Below are 17,346 nucleotides of genomic sequence, written 5' to 3'. Positions count from 1 at the left end.
GCAGCGCCCATATGTGTCCGGAGTCACATCGGAGCGGAGTGGTCCGCGCTCCGGGGCCGCGCGACCAGGGCGTCCCGGAGGAACCCGACCTGCAGGAGCAGCAGGTTCTCGGCGACGACCTCCTGCGGCGTCATGTGGGTGACGCCGGACAGCGGCAGCACCTGGTGGGCACGCCCGGCCGCGAGCAGCGCCGAGGACAGCCGCAGGGTGTGCGCGGCGACGACGTTGTCGTCGGCGAGACCGTGCACGACCATCAGCGGGCGGTGCGGCCGGTCCGCGGTCGGCGGGGTCGCGGCGTCGTCGATGATCGACGAGCGGGTGTAGGGCTCGCCGCCCGGCATCCCGAGGTAGCGCTCGGTGTAGTGGGTGTCGTAGAGCGTCCAGTCGGTGACCGGCGCGCCGGCGATGCCCGCGTGGAAGACGTCGGGCCGGCGCAGCACCGCCAGCGCGGACAGGTAACCGCCGAACGACCAGCCGCGGATCCCGACCCGCCCCAGGTCCAGGTCGGGGTAGGCCCGGGCGGCCGCGTGCAGGGCCGCGATCTGGTCCTCCAGCACCGGTCCCGCCAGGTCGCCGTGGATCGCGCGGTCGAACTCCGGGCCGCGGCCGGGGGAGCCACGACCGTCGGTGACCAGCACGGCGAAACCCTGCTCGGCGAACCAGCGGCTGGTGAGGTGCGCGTTGCGGGCCTGCAGCACCCGCTGGGAGTGCGGGCCGCCGTAGGGGTCGAGCAGCACCGGCAGGCGGGTGCCGGGCACGTGGCCGGACGGCAGGAACACGGCGGTGCGCAGCTCCCGCTCACCGAAGGAGTGCAGCACCGGGGCCGGGTCGAACCCGGGGTCGACGGCGTGCCCGGCGACCGGATGCTCGGCCCCGGCGGCGGTGACGAGCACGGCGTGCGGCGCCGTCGCGAGGTCCTGGGACACGCGCACGGTGGTGCCCCCCGCTGCGGCGACGGCGTGCACCCCGGTCGTCGGCGTCACCGCGACCGGCTCGGACCCCGGGGTCACCGACCAGACGGCCACCGAGGTCGGCTCCGTCGAGGCGCGGAACAGGACGGTCTCGCCGTCGATGCCGACGACCCCGCGCACCTGCAGCTCCGGACCGGTCAGGTAGGTGTCGCCGACGACGAGCCGGCGCGCCCCGCCGGAGTCCTCGGCCCGCACCAGCGCCCCGGACGCGGTGCGCGCCGGGACGCCCGGCACGTTCTCCACCCACACCGGGTCGGTCTGGGAGTGCAGCGTGGTGGTCCGCCCGGTCGCGGGGTCGACAGCCAGGGTGCGGACCTCGCGCTGGTCGCGCGGCTGGACCGACAGCAGCGGGCCGTGTGCGTCCCAGCCCGCGGTGGCGAGGTACTCGTAGGTCTCGTCGTCCCAGGTCACAGGGGTGCGGCTGCCGTCGAGCGCGACGACGACCAGCCCCACCCGGGCGTTCGGGGTGCCGGCGGCGGGGTAGCGGACCGTGGTCGGGACGCGGTCGGGGTGCGCCGGGTCGGCGATGTGCCAGCGTACGACCGGCGACTCGTCGACCCGGGCGACGAGCAGCGCGCCGCCGTCGGGGGACCACCAGAACCCCCGGTGGCGGTCCATCTCCTCGGCCGCGGCGAAGTCGGGCAGGCCCCAGGAGACGTCGTCGCCGTCGGGGGTGAGCACGGCCGTCGTCGTGCCGGTCGTGAGGTCGTGCAGGTGCAGCGCGCCCTCGGCGACGAAGGCCACCCGGGCCCCGTTCGGGTCGATCCGCGGGTCCACCACGGCCTCGATCCCGCCGACGTCGAGCGGGCGGACGTCCGGCTCACCGGTCAGCGCGACGGTGAACGGCCGCCCGGACAGCGCGAACACGGCGCGGGTGACCGCGGCGTCGGTGGTGTACCCGACGACGCCGCCCGCCTGCTCCCGGACCCGCTCGCGCCGGGCCCGCTCCGCGGCGGGCAGGTCCTCCTCGCCCGGCAGCCCGGGCACCGACGCCGGGTCCACGAGCAGCCGCTCGGCGCCGGTCGCGGCGTCGACCGACCACAGGCAGGTGACCGGGTCGGTACCGGACCGGCTGCGCAGGAACATCGCCCGCGACCCGTCGGGGGCGACGGTGAACCCGCGGGGGACCCCGAGGGTGAAGCGGCGGGTGCGGGCGTGCAGGCGGGGGAACGAGTCGGCCACGCGGCCGACGCTATCTCCCCGGCGTCACCGCGTGCGGGACGGCCGCTTCCCGGACGCGCGTCCGCCCGCCTCCTCGCAGCCGCGGGCGGCGAGCCGGTCGGCACGCTCGTTCTCCGGGTGCCCGGCGTGCCCCTTCACCCAGAACCAGGTGACGTCGTGGCGGCGGACGGCGGTGTCGAGCTCGCGCCACAGGTCGTCGTTCTTCACCGGCTCCCCGGCGGCGGTCCGCCAGCCGCGGGCCTGCCAGCGCGGCAGCCACTGGGTGATGCCGTTGCGCACGTAGGTGCTGTCGGTGTGCAGGTGGACAACGCTGCGCCGGGTCAGTGCGTCCAGCGCGCGGATCGGGGCGGTCAGCTCCATCCGGTTGTTCGTCGTGCGCTCCGGCTCGCCGCCGTGCAGCTCGCGCTCGTGGCTGCCGTACCGCAGCACCGCGCCCCACCCGCCCGGTCCCGGGTTCGGGACACAGGCCCCGTCGGTGAAGATCTCGACGACGACGGACGGGTCGGCGGTGCTCACGGCCGGTGACGCTAGCGGTCGGCTCAGTAGAGCCGGTACGCCGCCCGGGCCGCGGTGAACCCGGCGCCGGTGCGGGCGTCGCGGCACTCGACGCCGGTCCGGGAGCTCACACAGGTGACGTCGCCCTCGGTGAGGTGTGTGCCGTAGTCGAGCACCGCCGCACCGGAGCCGACGGGCGCGCCGCCGCACTCGGTGCGGGCACCCGCCGGCCCGCCGGTGACCAGCGCCGCGTCCGGGCAGTCACCCGCCGACCAGGTGCGGGCGGTGACATCGCAGCGGACGGCGCCGTCCCCGACGCCGCCGGTGATCCGGCAGGAGATGTTGCCGGTCGGTGAGGTGAACGACGCCGGCGACCCGAATGCGGCCGGGTCGGCGGCGGTGGTGCCCGCGACCAGGTCCGCCGGCGCCGCCACCGGCGCGGTACCGGTGCCGGACCCCTGCGGCGCACCGGGGCCGCCGGTGCGCCCGGATCCCACGTAGGCGGCGACGACCACCGCCGCGGCCAGCACGAGCGTCGTGGCCACGGCGATCGCCGCGGCCCGGTGCGGGACGGCGCCGCGCAGCCCGCCGTCGGGGAGCCGGGCCGCGGACAGCCGGTCGCGCAGGGCGTCCCAGCGGCCGGCGGGGGTCCCGGACGCGGCGTGGCCGGGCGGGTACACGACCGGCACGGGCGCGGCGGAGCGCCCACCGCCCCGGACCGGTGCCGCCCGGGGCGCGGTGGGGAAGGGGGCGCGTCCGGGCGCTGGCACCGCGGTCCACGGCGCGTGCGGACCGGCGGCCGAACGGGCCGGGGACGGTGCGGCTCCGCCGGTCCGGTCGCTCCCGGCCCCGCCGGGACCGGTCCGCTGTGCGGGGACCCCGCCCACCGACCGCTCCTCGGCGGGCACGGCTGGCCAGGGCATCGGCGGGGTCCGCGGGCCCGGCCGGTTCCGGACGTCCACCGGCCCGGTCAGCTCGGTGGGCTCCGGTGCGGGCTCCGGCGGCGTCCCGGCGGGATCGGCGGTCCCGTCCCCGGCGCGCGGGGCGGGGACCGGGCCCGGCGCGGGTGCGGCGGTGCCGGGGGCCGGGTCGCCGTCGGTGGGTGCGGCGCCGGTCAGCAGCGTCGTCGGATGCCCGTTGCGGCGGCCCTCCGGGCGCGCGGGGGTGCGGTCGTCGGCGTGGGGAGCGCTCATCGGTGCGGGACGCTAAGCGGGCCGACCGCTCCCGAACAGCGGCCGTTCGGAGCAGTAACGGCGGCCGGTCGCCTCGTCACGGTGACCGTCCGTGCACGACGACCGTCCGTCGCGCCCCTCCCGGCGGTCCAGCCGGACGCCGCCCGTCCCGTACCGGTCACCGCACGACATCGTTGCGATGAGCAATGGTGAGCAACGCCAACGACGGCGGGGGAGGCGGCGATGACCGAGGCACTGCGCACGACGGCCACGCGGGGACCCGCGGCGGTGCCGGAGTCGCTGCCGCTGTCGGGACGGCACCGGCGACTCGTCGTCCTGGTGGGGATCGGGTCGTTCTTCGACCTGTACGAGGTGTTCCTCGGCGGCGTGCTCGGCATCGTGTTCGCGGCCGGGTCGACACCGCTGGTGATCGTCGGCTCCGGGTTCCTGCTGACCGCGGTGAGCAACGTGTTCTCCGACGCGTTCCACATCTACCAGGCCGAGATCCTCCCGACGACGATCCGCTCCACCGCGGGTCGGATCGCCTACTCGCTGTCCCGGGCGACGTCGGCGTTCCTCCCGTTCGTCGCCGTCCCGCCGCTGGCCACGGCCGGGCCGGTCGCGGTATTCGGCGGCGGCGGCGCTCGTCGTGCTGCTGTGCCTCGACGTCGGCCTGCTCGGCCCGCGCTCCACCGGACTCGCGCTGGAGGAGCTGGGCTGAGGGGGCATCCTGACCGCGTGAGCCAGGCCCTGTACGAGATCACCGTCAACGCGCTGCTCGACCGCGATCGCCCGCTCACCCGGGCCGACTGGGACGCCGCCGTCGCCCGGGTCGGCGGGCACCGCGTGCCGCAGCTGCTCGCCGAGCTCACCGACGCCGGGCTGGTCGGCGCGGACCTGCTGCCCGGGGCCGTCGCCGAGGCGTGGGCGTCCGCCGACCGGCCGCTGGACCGGCTCCCGGCGGCGCGCTGGCGAGAGCTGTTCGACGACGCCGGGCTGGCCCCGCCGGCCGTCACGGATGGGTCGTCGTCCCCGTGAGGACCTTGTCGACGGCGTTGCGCGGACCGTGCAGCGCCACCCCGACCAGGTCGAGCTCCTCGGCCCGGGCCGCGGCGACCACCGCACGGTTGTCGTGGTCGTTGCCGGTGGAGAACATCGCCGCGGTGAACACCGCCACCGGCAGCCCGCGGCCGACCGCCCGGGCCCGGCAGGCCGCGAGCGTCGTCGCGTCACCGGCGCGGACGAGTACCGGCAGGCCGAGGGTCGGCAGGTAGGCGGTGCCGTCGGCGTCGGCGTAGGGCTCGCCGATCAGCTCGGGGACGCCGGCCGCGATCCCGGCGGCGAGGAACGCGGTCACGTTCGCGACCTGCCAGCCGAGCAGGTCGTCACGCAGCACGACGGCGATCTTGGTGGCGGCGCGTGCGGGGGAAGGGGGGAGCGGGGCGGAGATGGTCACGTCGTCGATCCTCGACGGCCGTGCGCCCGCACTCTTGTACGTTCCTCACATGGACGGGGCCGGGCCGCAGGCGCCGGGCGAGGCCGTCACCGCCTGGCGGCCGCAGCGCGTGCCGGGCATCGCCGAGGTGCTGCACGCCCGCTTCGTCCGGCACCGGTACCCGCTGCACGCGCACTCCACGTGGACCGTCCTGATCGTCGACGACGGCGCCGTCCGCTACGACCTGGACCGGCGCCCGCACGGGACCGAGGAGGCCCCGGTGACGCTGCTGCCGCCCGGGGTCGCGCACGACGGACGCGCGGCGGGCGGCTCCGGCTTCCGCAAGCGGGTCCTCTACCTCGACCCCGCCGCGCTCGACCCGGGGGCGTCCGGGACGGGCGGGCTGGTCGGCCCCGCGGTCGACCGGCCGGGCGTGGCCGACCCGGTCCTGCGCCGCAGGCTCGACGAGCTGCACCGCGCGCTGGTCGTGCCGGGGGAGGAGCTGCACGCCGAGAGCAGGCTCGCGCTCGTCGCCGAACGTCTCGCCCGGCACCTGGACCCGGCCGCCGGACCCGGCCGGGCACCCGCGGACGACCTGGCCGGCCGGCTGCGGGACCTGCTCGACACCCGGCTGGTCGACGGGGTGACCCTCGCCGAGGCCGGGCGGTTGCTGCACGCCCACCCCGGCCACCTGGTCCGCACCTTCTCGCGGCGCTTCGGGCTGCCGCCGCACCGCTACCTCGACGCCCGCCGCGTCGAACGGGCGCGGTCGCTGCTGCTGGACGGGACCCCGCCGGCGGCGACGGCCGCGGCGGTGGGGTTCCACGACCAGGCGCACCTGCACCGCAGGTTCGTCCGGCTGGTCGGGGTCACGCCGGGCCGCTACGCCCGCAGCGGCCCGGCGGTGCGCTGAGGGTCACCAGCCCCGCGAGCGCCACTCCGGGATGCTCGGCCGCTCGGCTCCGAGCGTCGAGTCGTCACCGTGGCCCGGGTAGAACCAGGTGTCGTCGTCGAGCCGGTCGAACACCCGCTCCTCGAGGTCGCCGATGAGCTGCGCGTTGTCCTCGGCCGACCAGGTCTTCCCCGGCCCGCCCGGGAACAGGCTGTCCCCGGTGAACAGGTGCGGCCGGTCCTCCCCGCGGTAGAGCAGCGCCAGCGAGCCCGGCGTGTGCCCGCGCAGGTGGATGACCTCCAGCTCGATCTCGCCGAAGGTGATCGTGTCGCCGTGCTCGACGAACTCGTCCATCGGGGCCGGCAGCTCCGGGGCGTCCTGCGGGTGGGCGATCAGCCGCGGCTCGAACATGCCCGCGATCGCGCCGAGCGCCTGCCAGTGGTCGGCGTGGCGGTGGGTGGTGACCAGGTGGCGCAGGTCCGGGCGCTCGTCGGCGGCGCCGATGAGGTCGGCGATGCGGGTCGGCTCGGCCGCCGCGTCGATCAGCAGCGCCTCGTTGCTCTGCTTGCACACGAGCAGGTAGGCGTTGTTGTCCATCTCGCCGACCGAGACCTTGCTGATGCTCAGCCGCTCGAGGTCGCGGCGGATGGCCGCGCCGCCCGGGTCGGTGTGACCGGTGTAGTTCTCCAGGACGTCCACGAGCGGGAGGGTAGCGGCCCGCACCGACATCCCGCGGTGGGGAGAACCCGCCGGTCGCACCCACGGGGCCGCTGACGGATCGAACGGACGTGCGAGTACCGTGCGCTGCGGACCGACCGGCGCGTCCCGGTGTGCATCCACCGCGCCGGACCGCCTGCGGGGCCGGCTCGACGGGCTCGCTGTCGGTGGGTCGACCTAGCATCGGCGGCGGACGTGGGGACGAACCTCACCGGCCACAGGTGCCCGGTCGCGGAATGTCCCCCAGCCCTGCGGGCGCTACGACGGGGTATCACCCGGACGGCACCGCCACCCCAGGAGGCGCGAAACGTGAGCGACCACAGCACCGACCGCCGCGACGCCGGCACCGCCCTGTCCCCGGGCGCGTCGCCGGTCCCGGACGGGCCGAAGCTGGTGGTGCGTGGCGCGCGCGAACACAACCTGCAGGGCATCGACATCGACCTGCCCCGCGACAGCATGATCGTCTTCACCGGGCTGTCCGGGTCCGGCAAGTCCAGCCTGGCGTTCGACACGATCTTCGCCGAGGGTCAGCGGCGCTACGTCGAGTCCCTCTCGGCGTACGCGCGCCAGTTCCTCGGGCAGATGGACAAGCCCGACGTCGACTTCATCGAGGGACTGTCCCCGGCGGTCTCGATCGACCAGAAGTCGACCAACCGCAACCCGCGGTCGACGGTCGGCACGATCACCGAGATCCACGACTACCTGCGGCTGCTCTACGCCCGCGCCGGCATCCCGCACTGCCCGACCTGCGGCGAGCGGATCGAGAAGCAGACCCCGCAGCAGATCGTCGACCAGGTCCTGGGGATGGAGCAGGGCAGCCGTTTCCAGGTCCTCGCGCCGGTCGTGCGCACCCGCAAGGGCGAGTTCGTCGACCTGTTCGGGAACCTGCAGGCCCAGGGTTACTCCCGCGTCCTCGTCGACGGCACGGTCCACCCGCTCTCGGACCCCCCGAAGCTGAAGAAGCAGGAGAAGCACGACATCTCCGTCGTCGTCGACCGGCTCTCGGTGAAGGCGACCGCCAAGCAGCGCCTCACCGACTCGGTGGAGACCGCGCTGCGGCTGGCCGACGGCCTGGTCGTGCTGGACTTCGTGGACCTGCCCGACGACGACCCGCAGCGCGAGCGCCGCTTCTCCGAGAAGATGGCCTGCCCGAACGGGCACACCCTCGCGGTCGACGACCTCGAGCCCCGCACGTTCTCCTTCAACTCGCCCTACGGCGCCTGCCCGGCCTGCTCCGGCATCGGGGTCAAGAAGGAGGTCGACCCCGAGCTGGTCGTCCCCGACCCGGACCTGTCCCTCGGCGACGGCGCGATCGCGCCCTGGTCGTCCGGGCACAACGCGGAGTACTTCGGCCGGCTGCTGTCCGGCCTGGCCGCCGCGGTCGGGTTCCGGATGGACACCCCCTGGCGCAAGCTGCCCGCCGCCGCCCAGAAGGCGGTCCTGCACGGCAGCGACGACCAGGTCCACGTGCGCTACCGCAACCGCTACGGCCGCGAGCGCTCGTACTACGCGAACTTCGAGGGCGTCATGCCGTTCCTCGAGCGCCGCCTGGAGCAGACCGAGTCCGAGTCTCAGCGGGAGCGCTACGAGGGCTACATGCGCGACATCCCCTGCCCCGCCTGCAACGGCGCCCGGCTGCGCCCCGAGGTGCTGTCGGTGACCCTGCCGCACCGCGACCTGGGGGAGCGGTCGATCGCGCAGGTGTCGAACATGTCGGTCGCGGAGTGCTCGCAGTTCCTGAACGGCATGGTCCTCGACGACCGGCAGGCCATGATCGCCGGCGCGGTGCTCAAGGAGGTGCAGGCCCGGCTGGGCTTCCTGCTCGACGTCGGGCTGGACTACCTGTCGCTGGACCGCGCCGCGGGCACGCTGTCCGGCGGCGAGGCGCAGCGCATCCGGCTGGCCACCCAGATCGGCTCCGGCCTGGTCGGGGTCCTCTACGTGCTCGACGAGCCGTCGATCGGGCTGCACCAGCGCGACAACCGGCGGCTGATCGACACGCTGACCCGGCTCAAGGAGCTGGGCAACACCCTGATCGTCGTCGAGCACGACGAGGACACCATCCGCGCCTCGGACTGGGCGGTGGACATCGGCCCCGGCGCGGGTGAGCACGGCGGCCGCGTCGTGCACTCCGGCACCATCGCCGACCTGGAGTCGCACGACACCTCACTGACCGGTGCCTACCTGTCCGGGCGCAAGTCGATCCCGCTGCCCGAGCGCCGCGAGCTCGACCACGACCGCAGGCTGACCATCGTCGGCGCCCGCGAGCACAACCTGCGCGGCATCGACGTCGACGTGCCGCTCGGCGGCCTGGTGTCGATCACCGGGGTGTCCGGGTCCGGCAAGTCGACGCTGATCAACGACATCCTCGCCACGGTGCTGGCGAACCGGCTCAACGGAGCCCGCCAGGTGCCGGGCCGGCACACCCGGATCAACGGCATCGACGAGCTCGACAAGCTCGTCCGGGTCGACCAGTCGCCGATCGGGCGGACCCCGCGGTCCAACCCGGCGACCTACACCGGCGTGTGGGACAAGGTCCGCAAGCTCTTCGCCGCGACCACCGAGGCGAAGGTCCGCGGCTACGCCGAGGGCCGCTTCTCCTTCAACGTCAAGGGCGGCCGCTGCGAGGCGTGCACCGGCGACGGCACGATCAAGATCGAGATGAACTTCCTGCCGGACGTCTACGTTCCGTGCGAGGTCTGTAAGGGAGCCCGCTACAACCGGGAGACCCTCGAGGTCCACTACAAGGGCAAGACCGTCGCCGACGTCCTCGACATGCCGATCGAGGAGGCCGCCGAGTTCTTCGAGCCGATCACCTCCATCGCCCGCTACCTGCGGACCCTGGTCGACGTCGGCCTCGGCTACGTCCGGCTCGGGCAGCCCGCGCCGACGCTGTCCGGCGGTGAGGCCCAGCGCGTCAAGCTCGCCAGTGAGCTGCAGAAGCGCAGCAACGGCCGCACCGTCTACATCCTCGACGAGCCGACCACCGGTCTGCACTTCGAGGACATCCGCAAGCTCCTCGCCGTCATCCAGGGGCTGGCGGACAAGGGCAACACCGTGATCGTGATCGAGCACAACCTCGACGTCATCAAGACCTCGGACTGGGTCATCGACATGGGCCCGGAGGGCGGCTCGGGCGGCGGGACCGTGGTGGCCCAGGGGACGCCGGAGCAGATCGCGGCACACCCCGACAGCCACACCGGCCGGTTCCTGCGCGACCTGGTCACCCCGGACGACACGCCGGTCAAGCCGGTCCGGCGGCGGACCTCGTCGTCGAACGGCAACGGCACCGCGGGCGCGGGGCGGCCGGCGACCGCACGGCGCAGCCGGGCCAAGGCCGCCAGCGCGGGCTGAGCCCGGCCCCGGCCCGGGGTCCGCGCAGGTCCCGGCCCGGACCCCGCGTTCCCGGCGTACCGGCGGCCTGTTACCCTCGGGAATGCGACCACCCGGGATCGCGTTGATACGTGTGTTCCGGGCGTCAAGTGGAGCCCCGCTCCCACCCGCGCCGTGATCGTAACGGTGTCCGGGTCCATGGTCCGGCTTCGCGGCAGCATTCTGTCGCGGGCCGATCAACGGGTCTTCGCTTGTCGTCGCCGGCAGCAGGTAGTAGCGACACAGCGAGTCACACAGGAGACCCCATCAGCACAGAGCCCCGCATCAACGACCGCATCCGCGTGCCCGAGGTCCGCCTCGTGGGCCCGAACGGCGAGCAGGTCGGGATCGTGCGCATCGAGGACGCCCTCAAGCTGGCCCAGGACGCCGACCTCGACCTCGTCGAGGTCGCCGGCCAGGCCCGCCCGCCGGTCTGCAAGCTCATGGACTACGGAAAGTTCAAGTACGAGAGCGCGCAGAAGGCCCGGGAGTCCCGGCGCAACCAGCAGCTCACCGTGATCAAGGAGCAGAAGCTCCGGCCGAAGATCGACAAGCACGACTACGAGACGAAGCGCGGTCACGTCATCCGCTTCCTCGAAGGCGGCAACAAGGTCAAGGTCACGATCATGTTCCGTGGTCGCGAGCAGTCGCGTCCCGAGCTGGGCTACCGCCTGCTCCAGCGCCTGGCCGAGGACATCGGTGACATGGCCGTCGTCGAGGCCGCTCCGAAACAGGACGGCCGCAACATGACGATGGTGCTGGCACCGACCAAGAAGCCGGCGTCGCGCAAGACGACGGCGGCAGCCAGCTCCGACGCCCCGGCAGACGCCGAGGCGTGAGGTCCCGCTCCCGTGCCCGGCCGCAGCCGGGCACGGGAGGGACACGCAGTACCCGCACCGACCCCCGGAACCTCGGGGGCCGACATCGAACGGATACGTCATGCCGAAGAACAAGACGCACAAGGGGACCGCGAAGCGCGTCCGCATCACCGGTGGCGGCAAGCTCATGCGCCAGCAGGCCGGGCTGCGGCACCGTCTCGAGGTCAAGTCGCGCAAGGAGAAGCGCGACCTGTCGGGCACCGTCGAGCTCGCCAAGGCCGATGTGAAGCGCGTCAAGAAGCTGCTCGGTCACTGACCTTCCGCCCCTTTCACGAACCCCGGCACGCCGTACCCCCATCGCGGTAGTGCCGGAGAAGCCCCAGGAGATACCCCATGGCACGCGTGAAGCGCTCCGTGAACGCCCAGAAGAAGCGCCGCACCACGCTGGAGTCGGCCGCCGGCTACCGCGGGCAGCGCTCGCGGCTGTACCGCAAGGCCAAGGAGCAGATGCTCCACTCGATGAACTACGCCTACCGGGACCGTCGTGCGCGCAAGGGCGACTTCCGGCAGCTGTGGATCACTCGTATCAACGCCGCGGCCCGCGCCAACGACATGACCTACAACCGGTTCATCCAGGGCCTGAAGGCCGCCGGTGTCGAGGTCGACCGCAAGAACCTCGCCGAGATCGCCGTCAGCGACCCGGCCGCCTTCGCCGCGCTCGTCGCGGTGGCGAAGGAGAACCTGCCGGTCGGCACCGAGCAGGGTTCCGCGGCCTGAGGTGACCCGAGGCGACATCGAGTCGCGCGGCGCCGGCGAGCGCTCCGCGGACTCCACGCCCGGTACCGAACGCACTCCCCGCGTTGCAGCAGCACGCAAGCTGCTGCGGCGCGCGGGGCGCGATCGGGCCGGGCGTTTCCTCGTGGAGGGCGCCCAGGCCGTCCGCGAGGCCCTCGCCGCCGTGACGGTGCACGAGCTGTTCGTCACCACCGTCGCCGCCGAGCGCCACCCCGAGCTCGTCGAGGCCGCGGAGCGCTCCGGCGCCCGTGTGTCCCCGGTGACGGACAAGGCCGCCGCGGGTCTGTCCGAGACGGTCACCCCGCAGGGGATCGTCGCCGTCTGCGACCTGCTCGACGTCCCGGCCGCCACCGCGCTGGCCGGGGTCCCCGGATTCGTCACGGTCTGCGACGGCATCTCCGACCCCGGCAACGTCGGCACCGTGATCAGGGTCGCCGACGCGGCGGGCTGCGACGCGGTCCTCCTGGCGGGGGACACCGTCGACCCGCACAACGGCAAGGCCGTGCGGGCCTCCACCGGCAGCGTGTTCCACCTGCCGCTGGCCCGCGACCGGGACGCGCCCGCCGTCGTCGAGATGTGCCGCGCGGCCGGGCTGACCACGCTCGTCGCCGACGGGCACGGCGAGGTCGACCTGCACGATCCCGCCGTCACCCCGACCCTCGCCGGGCCCGTCGCCTGGATCCTCGGCAGCGAGGCGCACGGCCCGTCGGCCGAGGTGCACGCCGCCGCCGACCATCGGGTCCGCGTCCCGATCCACGGCCGCGCCGAGTCGCTGAACCTTGCCACCGCCGCGGCGATATGCCTGTACGCGACGGTCGGGGCCCGCGCGGGCGTCGCCCCGCGGCTGTCCCCGGCGCGCGACTGAAACCGCCTCGCGGCCGCCCTCTACGATCGTGGGCACCATGAGTGAGAACGACACGGCGAGCCCTCTCGACCCGGATGCACTGAAGGCCGCGGTGGAGGCCGCCCGCACGGCGTTCGACGAGGCGGGCGACCTCGACGCGCTGGCCGCGGCGAAGCCCGCGCACCTCGGCGACCGCGCCCCGATCCCGATGGCCCGCCGGTCGCTCGGGCAGCTGCCCGGCCCCGAGCGCGCCGACGCCGGCAAGCGGGTCAACGCCGCCCGCGCGGAGGCCCAGGCCGCGTTCGACGCGCGCCGCGAGGTCCTGCTCGTCGAGCGCGACGCCCGGGTGCTGGCCGAGGAGGCCGTCGACGTCACGCTGCCCTGGGACCGTCGCCCGCGCGGTGCGCGCCACCCCATCACACAGCTGTCCGAGCGGATCGCCGACATCTTCGTCGGGATGGGCTGGGAGGTCGCGGAGGGTCCCGAGGTCGAGGCGTCGTGGCTGAACTTCGACGCGCTCAACTTCGGCAAGGACCACCCCGCCCGCACCATGCAGGACACCTTCTACCTGGGTGACCCCGAGCGCGGGCAGGACTCGGGCACGGTGCTGCGCACGCACACCTCGCCGGTGCAGGTCCGGTCGCTGCTGGAGCGCGAGCTGCCGGTCTACGTGGCCTGCCCCGGCCGGACCTTCCGCACCGACGAGCTCGACGCCACCCACACCCCGGTGTTCCACCAGGTCGAGGGCCTCGCCGTCGACCGCGGGCTGACCATGGCCCACCTGAAGGGGACGCTCGACGCGTTCGCCCGCGCGGTGTTCGGCCCGGAGGCCGGCACCCGGATGCGGCCGTCGTACTTCCCGTTCACCGAGCCCTCGGCCGAGGTGGACCTGTGGTTCCCGCAGAAGAAGGGCGGCCCCGGCTGGGTCGAGTGGGGCGGTTGCGGCATGGTCAACCCCAACGTCCTGCGCGCCTGCGGCGTCGACACCGACGTCTACTCCGGTTTCGCGTTCGGCATGGGCATCGAGCGGACCCTGATGTTCCGCAACGGCATCCCGGACATGCGGGACATGGTCGAGGGCGACGTGCGCTTCTCGACCGCGTTCGGCGTCTGACCCGGCCCACCCCGCTTCCACACGAGGAGTTCTGAGCAGTGCGAGTGTCCGCGTCCTGGCTCGCCCGGCACATCGACCCGGCGGCGCTGCCCGCCGGTCCCGAGGCGATCGGCGACGCCTTCGTCCGCGTCGGGCTGGAGGTCGAGGAGATCCACCCGGCCCCCGCGGTCACCGGGCCGGTCACGGTCGCCCGGGTGGAGGAGATCGAGGAGCTCACCGGGTTCAAGAAGCCGATCCGGTACTGCCGGGTGGGCTTCGAGGGGCAGCGCCACCGCTACGTGGTGTGCGGCGCCCGCAACTTCGCGGTCGGCGACCTCGTCGTCGTCACCGAGCCGGGTGCGGTGCTGCCCGGTGACTTCGCGATCGCCCAGCGCACGACGTACGGCAAGGTCTCCGACGGCATGATCGCCTCGGCGAAGGAGCTCGGCCTCGGCGCCGAGAGCGGCGGCATCCTCGTACTGCCGCCCGGCACCGCCGAGCCCGGCGACGACGCCCTCGACGTCCTCGGCCTGTCCGAGCCCGTCGTCGAGCTGGCCGTCACCCCGGACCGGGGCTACTGCTTCGCCGTCCGCGGTCTCGCCCGCGAGCTCGCGACCTCGCTCGACGCCGACTACACCGACCCGGTCACCCGGGTCACCGTCCCGGACACCACCGGCGACGCGTGGCCGGTGCGGCTCGCCGACACCGACGCCTGCCCGCGGTTCGTCGCCCGCCGGGTGGACGGCGTCGACCCGGCCGCGCCCAGCCCCTGGTGGATGCAGCGCGCGCTGCTCTCGGCCGGGATGCGGCCGATCTCGCTGATCGTCGACGTCACCAACTTCGTGATGCTCGACCTCGGCCAGCCGCTGCACGCCTACGACGCGACCCGCCTGACCGGCACCATCGAGGTCCGCCGCGCGACAACGGGGGAGAAGCTGCAGACCCTCGACGGCCACACCCGTGCGCTGGACACCGACGACCTGCTCATCACCGACGACTCCGGCCCGATCGGGCTCGCCGGTGTCATGGGCGGCGCGTCCACCGAGATCCCCGCGCCGGAGGACCTCGCCGACGGCGCCCGCGTCGACGTGCTGCTGGAGGCCGCGCACTTCTCCCCACCGGTGATCGCGCGCGCCGCGCGCCGGCACAAGCTGCCCAGCGAGGCGTCCAAGCGGTTCGAGCGGGTGGTGGACCCCGCGCTGCCGCCGGTCGCGGCCGAGCGCGCCGCGCAGCTGCTCGTCGAGCTCGGCGGCGGGACCCTCGCCGACGGCCGCACCGACGCCGGCGGGGTCCCCGCCGTCGCGAGCGTGCGGATGCCGCTGTCGATGCCCGACCGTGTCGCCGGCGTCGACTACCCGCGCGGGGCCACCGTGCGCCGCCTGACCCAGGTCGGCTGCGCCGTCGCGCTGGACACCGGTGCCGGTGGCGAGGGCGTCGTCGTCGCGACCCCGCCGACCTGGCGCCCGGATCTCACCATGGCCGCCGACCTGGTGGAGGAGGTGCTGCGCCTGGAGGGCTACGACGCCATCCCCTCCGTGCTGCCCACCGCCCCGGCCGGCCGTGGCCTGACCGCCGCCCAGCGGCGCCGCCGCGCGGTGTCGCGCGCCCTGGCCGAGGCCGGGCACGTCGAGGTGCTGCCGTTCCCGTTCGTCTCCGACGCCGTGTGGGACGACCTGGGCCTGCCCGCCGACGACGAGCGCCGCCGCACCGTGGCCGTCACCAACCCGCTCGACGCCGAGCGGTCCCGGCTCACGACGACCCTGCTCCCCGGCCTGCTGGACATGCTGGTGCGCAACCGTTCCCGCGGCGCCGAGGACCTCGCGCTGTACGCGATCGCGCAGGTCGTGCAGCCGGGGGAGACCACCCCCGCGATGCCCGACCCGGCCGTCACGGGCCGTCCGTCCGACGCCGAGTACGCCGCCCTGCGCGCCGCGCTGCCCGACCAGCCCGTGCACGTCGGGGTCGTCCTCGCCGGGAACCGCGAGCCGCGCGGCTGGTGGGGCCGGGGCCGTCCCGCCGCCTGGTCCGACGCCGTCGAGGCGGCCCGGCTGACCGGTGCCGCCGCCGGGGTGGAGCTGCGGCCGCGTCGCGCCGAGCGGGCGCCGTGGCACCCGGGCCGGTGCGCGGAGCTCGTCGTCGCGGGCACCGACACCGTCGTCGGGTACGCCGGGGAGCTGCACCCCAAGGTCGTCGAGGCGCTGGGGCTGCCGGCCCGCACCGCCGCGGCCGAGATCGACCTCGACGCGGTCCCGCTGCGGGAGAACCTGCCCGTGCCGCGGGTGTCGGCGTTCCCGCCGGTCGCCGTGGACGTCGCGCTGGTCGCCGACGAGACGGTCCCGGCCGCGGACCTCTCCGATGCGCTCACCGCGGGCGCGGGCGAGCTGCTGGAGTCGGTGCGGCTGTTCGACGTCTACACCGGCGACCAGGTCGGACAGGGCCGCCGCTCGCTGGCGTTCTCGCTGCGCCTGCGCGCCGCGGACCGCACGCTGACCAGCGAGGAGGCGAACGCCGCGCGGGACGCGGCGGTCGCCGAGGCCACCGCCCGGCACGGAGCCGCGCTGCGCTGACCCCGGTCCGCGGCGGGCCCGCGCCGGGCCACGGCCGGCTCAGCGCGGGGCCGCCGCGACGGCGGCGACCGCGGCGGTCCGCCACCGGTCGCGGGACGGTGTCCGCCCCGCGACCGCCACCGTCACCAGGTACCGGGCGGTGGACAGCTGCAGGGTCGGCCCGGCGACGGTGTCGAGCACCGTCGCGGAGGTCCCCGCCGGGAGCCCGGTCACCGCGCTGCCGTGCCGGGCGCCGGCGACGTAGCCGGCCGGCGTGCCCCGGTTCGTCGTGTACACGTTGACCGACACCGTCACGCCGTCGGCGAGCGCGAAGCAGGCCCGGGTGCGGGTCCCGTCGGTGCGGGTGACGACGGCGTTCGTCGCCGGCGCGACCGGCGGCCCGCCCAGCAGGCCGGTCAGCGCCGCCCGGTCGAGCAGGCACTCGTCGGCCACCACGTCCGAGGTCAGCGGGGCCGGAGCGGCCGGAGAGGCGGGCCGGGCCGTGGCGCGCGCCGTACCCGGGGAGGGCCGGACCCGGCCGTCCGGGACACGGGACGCCCCGTCCCCGACCGGCACCGGTGGCACCGTGCGCGCCACACCGGCCCCGCCGTCGGGCGGACCGGACGGGACCCCGGACGGGGGCGGCACCGGGACGGGCGGGACCGTCGCCGTCGGACGGCCGTCGGTGGTCGGGGCGGCGAGCGGCCCGCTCGACAGCGGCCCCGGCACCGTGAACGACGTCGGCGGCCGTCGCGTGGGCTCCACCGGCGCCGCCCCGGACGGCGGCAGCGCGGGCCCCTGACCCGTCGGCCACGGCGTCCCGGACACGGTCGACGCGCACCCGCCGAGCAGCCCCGCGAGCACCGCCGCGACGGCCGCCGTGCGCGCCACCGACCGTCCCCGTGCGGGCGCTCCCGCGCCCGGTCCCACCCCGCGTGTCACCCGTCGCCGCACCCGCGGGAAACTAGGCGTCGCACGCGGCCGCCGGGCCGGTTCCGCACCGTCCGATCGCGA

The 17,346-nt window shown here is 75.0% G+C and carries 15 protein-coding genes; 9 read left to right on the top strand and 6 right to left on the bottom strand.

From position 1 onward, the window contains the following. Window positions 1–23: 23 nt before the first annotated feature. Genes KPF22_RS17975 through KPF22_RS17965 form a run of 3 tightly spaced genes read right to left on the bottom strand, consistent with a single transcriptional unit; the run spans window position 24 to window position 3,841 of the window. Window positions 24–2,153 carry a prolyl oligopeptidase family serine peptidase gene (locus KPF22_RS17975; RefSeq protein WP_224402755.1) on the bottom strand — a complete coding sequence of 710 codons (2,130 nt, stop codon included), beginning with the start codon at window positions 2,151–2,153 and terminating at the stop codon, window positions 24–26. Window positions 2,154–2,177: 24 nt separating this feature from the next. Then, window positions 2,178–2,669 carry a ribonuclease HI gene (gene rnhA / locus KPF22_RS17970; RefSeq protein ID WP_208823891.1) on the bottom strand — a complete coding sequence of 164 codons (492 nt, stop codon included), beginning with the start codon at window positions 2,667–2,669 and terminating at the stop codon, window positions 2,178–2,180. Between the two features lie 23 nt (window positions 2,670–2,692). Continuing rightward, entirely contained in the window at window positions 2,693–3,841 is a 1,149-nt protein-coding gene (locus KPF22_RS17965) for a hypothetical protein (RefSeq protein ID WP_224402754.1), read from the bottom strand. Window positions 3,842–4,063: 222 nt separating this feature from the next. On the opposite strand from KPF22_RS17965, the gene KPF22_RS17960 reads away from it, so the two are divergent. Then, entirely contained in the window at window positions 4,064–4,858 is a 795-nt protein-coding gene (locus KPF22_RS17960) for a hypothetical protein (protein ID WP_224402753.1), read from the top strand. On the opposite strand, the gene KPF22_RS17955 is transcribed toward KPF22_RS17960, so the two are convergent. Beyond that, the gene (locus KPF22_RS17955) at window positions 4,833–5,276 is read right to left on the bottom strand and encodes a DUF2000 domain-containing protein (protein ID WP_208823883.1); all 444 of its coding nucleotides are present in this window, start codon (window positions 5,274–5,276) and stop codon (window positions 4,833–4,835) included. The genes KPF22_RS17960 and KPF22_RS17955 overlap by 26 nt on opposite strands. A 49-nt stretch (window positions 5,277–5,325) precedes the next feature. Here KPF22_RS17955 and KPF22_RS17950 point away from each other — a divergent pair, with 49 nt between their 5' ends. Continuing rightward, entirely contained in the window at window positions 5,326–6,168 is an 843-nt protein-coding gene (locus KPF22_RS17950) for an AraC family transcriptional regulator (protein ID WP_208823881.1), read from the top strand. Between the two features lie 3 nt (window positions 6,169–6,171). Here the strand turns inward: KPF22_RS17950 and KPF22_RS17945 are convergent, their stop codons facing one another. Continuing rightward, the gene (locus KPF22_RS17945) at window positions 6,172–6,846 is read right to left on the bottom strand and encodes an MBL fold metallo-hydrolase (protein ID WP_062404714.1); all 675 of its coding nucleotides are present in this window, start codon (window positions 6,844–6,846) and stop codon (window positions 6,172–6,174) included. Between the two features lie 369 nt (window positions 6,847–7,215). Between KPF22_RS17945 and uvrA the strand changes: the two genes are divergently transcribed. The 7 genes from uvrA to pheT all read left to right on the top strand — a co-directional run bounded on the left by uvrA (window position 7,216) and on the right by pheT (window position 16,353). Continuing rightward, window positions 7,216–10,218, top strand: coding sequence for an excinuclease ABC subunit UvrA (gene uvrA / locus KPF22_RS17940; protein ID WP_208823935.1), 3,003 nt, complete (start codon window positions 7,216–7,218; stop codon window positions 10,216–10,218). A gap of 230 nt (window positions 10,219–10,448) precedes the next feature. Further along, window positions 10,449–11,075 carry a translation initiation factor IF-3 gene (gene infC, locus KPF22_RS17935; RefSeq protein ID WP_073576959.1) on the top strand — a complete coding sequence of 209 codons (627 nt, stop codon included), beginning with the start codon at window positions 10,449–10,451 and terminating at the stop codon, window positions 11,073–11,075. A 100-nt stretch (window positions 11,076–11,175) separates the two neighbouring features. Next, window positions 11,176–11,370, top strand: coding sequence for a 50S ribosomal protein L35 (gene rpmI / locus KPF22_RS17930; protein WP_020623393.1), 195 nt, complete (start codon window positions 11,176–11,178; stop codon window positions 11,368–11,370). A gap of 77 nt (window positions 11,371–11,447) precedes the next feature. Continuing rightward, window positions 11,448–11,831 (top strand): 50S ribosomal protein L20, encoded by a 384-nt coding sequence (rplT, locus tag KPF22_RS17925; RefSeq protein ID WP_020623392.1) that lies wholly within the window; start codon window positions 11,448–11,450, stop codon window positions 11,829–11,831. Between the two features lie 16 nt (window positions 11,832–11,847). Continuing rightward, the gene (locus tag KPF22_RS17920) at window positions 11,848–12,714 is read left to right on the top strand and encodes a TrmH family RNA methyltransferase (RefSeq protein WP_374107510.1); all 867 of its coding nucleotides are present in this window, start codon (window positions 11,848–11,850) and stop codon (window positions 12,712–12,714) included. A gap of 37 nt (window positions 12,715–12,751) precedes the next feature. Further along, window positions 12,752–13,807 (top strand): phenylalanine--tRNA ligase subunit alpha, encoded by a 1,056-nt coding sequence (pheS, locus tag KPF22_RS17915; protein WP_073576958.1) that lies wholly within the window; start codon window positions 12,752–12,754, stop codon window positions 13,805–13,807. Between the two features lie 38 nt (window positions 13,808–13,845). After that, window positions 13,846–16,353 carry a phenylalanine--tRNA ligase subunit beta gene (gene pheT / locus KPF22_RS17910; protein ID WP_208823879.1) on the top strand — a complete coding sequence of 836 codons (2,508 nt, stop codon included), beginning with the start codon at window positions 13,846–13,848 and terminating at the stop codon, window positions 16,351–16,353. 39 nt (window positions 16,354–16,392) lie between these two features. Here the strand turns inward: pheT and KPF22_RS17905 are convergent, their stop codons facing one another. Beyond that, a complete protein-coding gene (locus KPF22_RS17905; RefSeq protein ID WP_224402751.1) occupies window positions 16,393–17,223 on the bottom strand; it encodes a hypothetical protein in 831 nt (276 codons plus the stop codon). Window positions 17,224–17,346 lie beyond the last annotated feature (123 nt).

Origin of the sequence: Pseudonocardia sp. ICBG1034 (assembly GCF_020131375.1) — a bacterium.
GTDB lineage: Bacteria > Actinomycetota > Actinomycetes > Mycobacteriales > Pseudonocardiaceae > Pseudonocardia > Pseudonocardia alni.
Note: the sequence above shows the minus strand (reverse complement) of the source record. Positions and strands in the feature narration are given on the sequence as shown.

Excerpts from the sequence above, each read along its gene's own strand:
- KPF22_RS17960 (WP_224402753.1), top strand. The coding sequence starts at position 4,064 with ATGACCGAGGCACTGCGCACGACGGCCACGCGGGGACCCGCGGCGGTG.
- rplT (WP_020623392.1), top strand. The coding sequence starts at position 11,448 with ATGGCACGCGTGAAGCGCTCCGTGAACGCCCAGAAGAAGCGCCGCACC.
- KPF22_RS17950 (WP_208823881.1), top strand. The coding sequence starts at position 5,326 with ATGGACGGGGCCGGGCCGCAGGCGCCGGGCGAGGCCGTCACCGCCTGG.
- pheS (WP_073576958.1), top strand. The coding sequence starts at position 12,752 with ATGAGTGAGAACGACACGGCGAGCCCTCTCGACCCGGATGCACTGAAG.
- KPF22_RS17965 (WP_224402754.1), bottom strand. The coding sequence starts at position 3,841 with ATGAGCGCTCCCCACGCCGACGACCGCACCCCCGCGCGCCCGGAGGGC.
- rpmI (WP_020623393.1), top strand. The coding sequence starts at position 11,176 with ATGCCGAAGAACAAGACGCACAAGGGGACCGCGAAGCGCGTCCGCATC.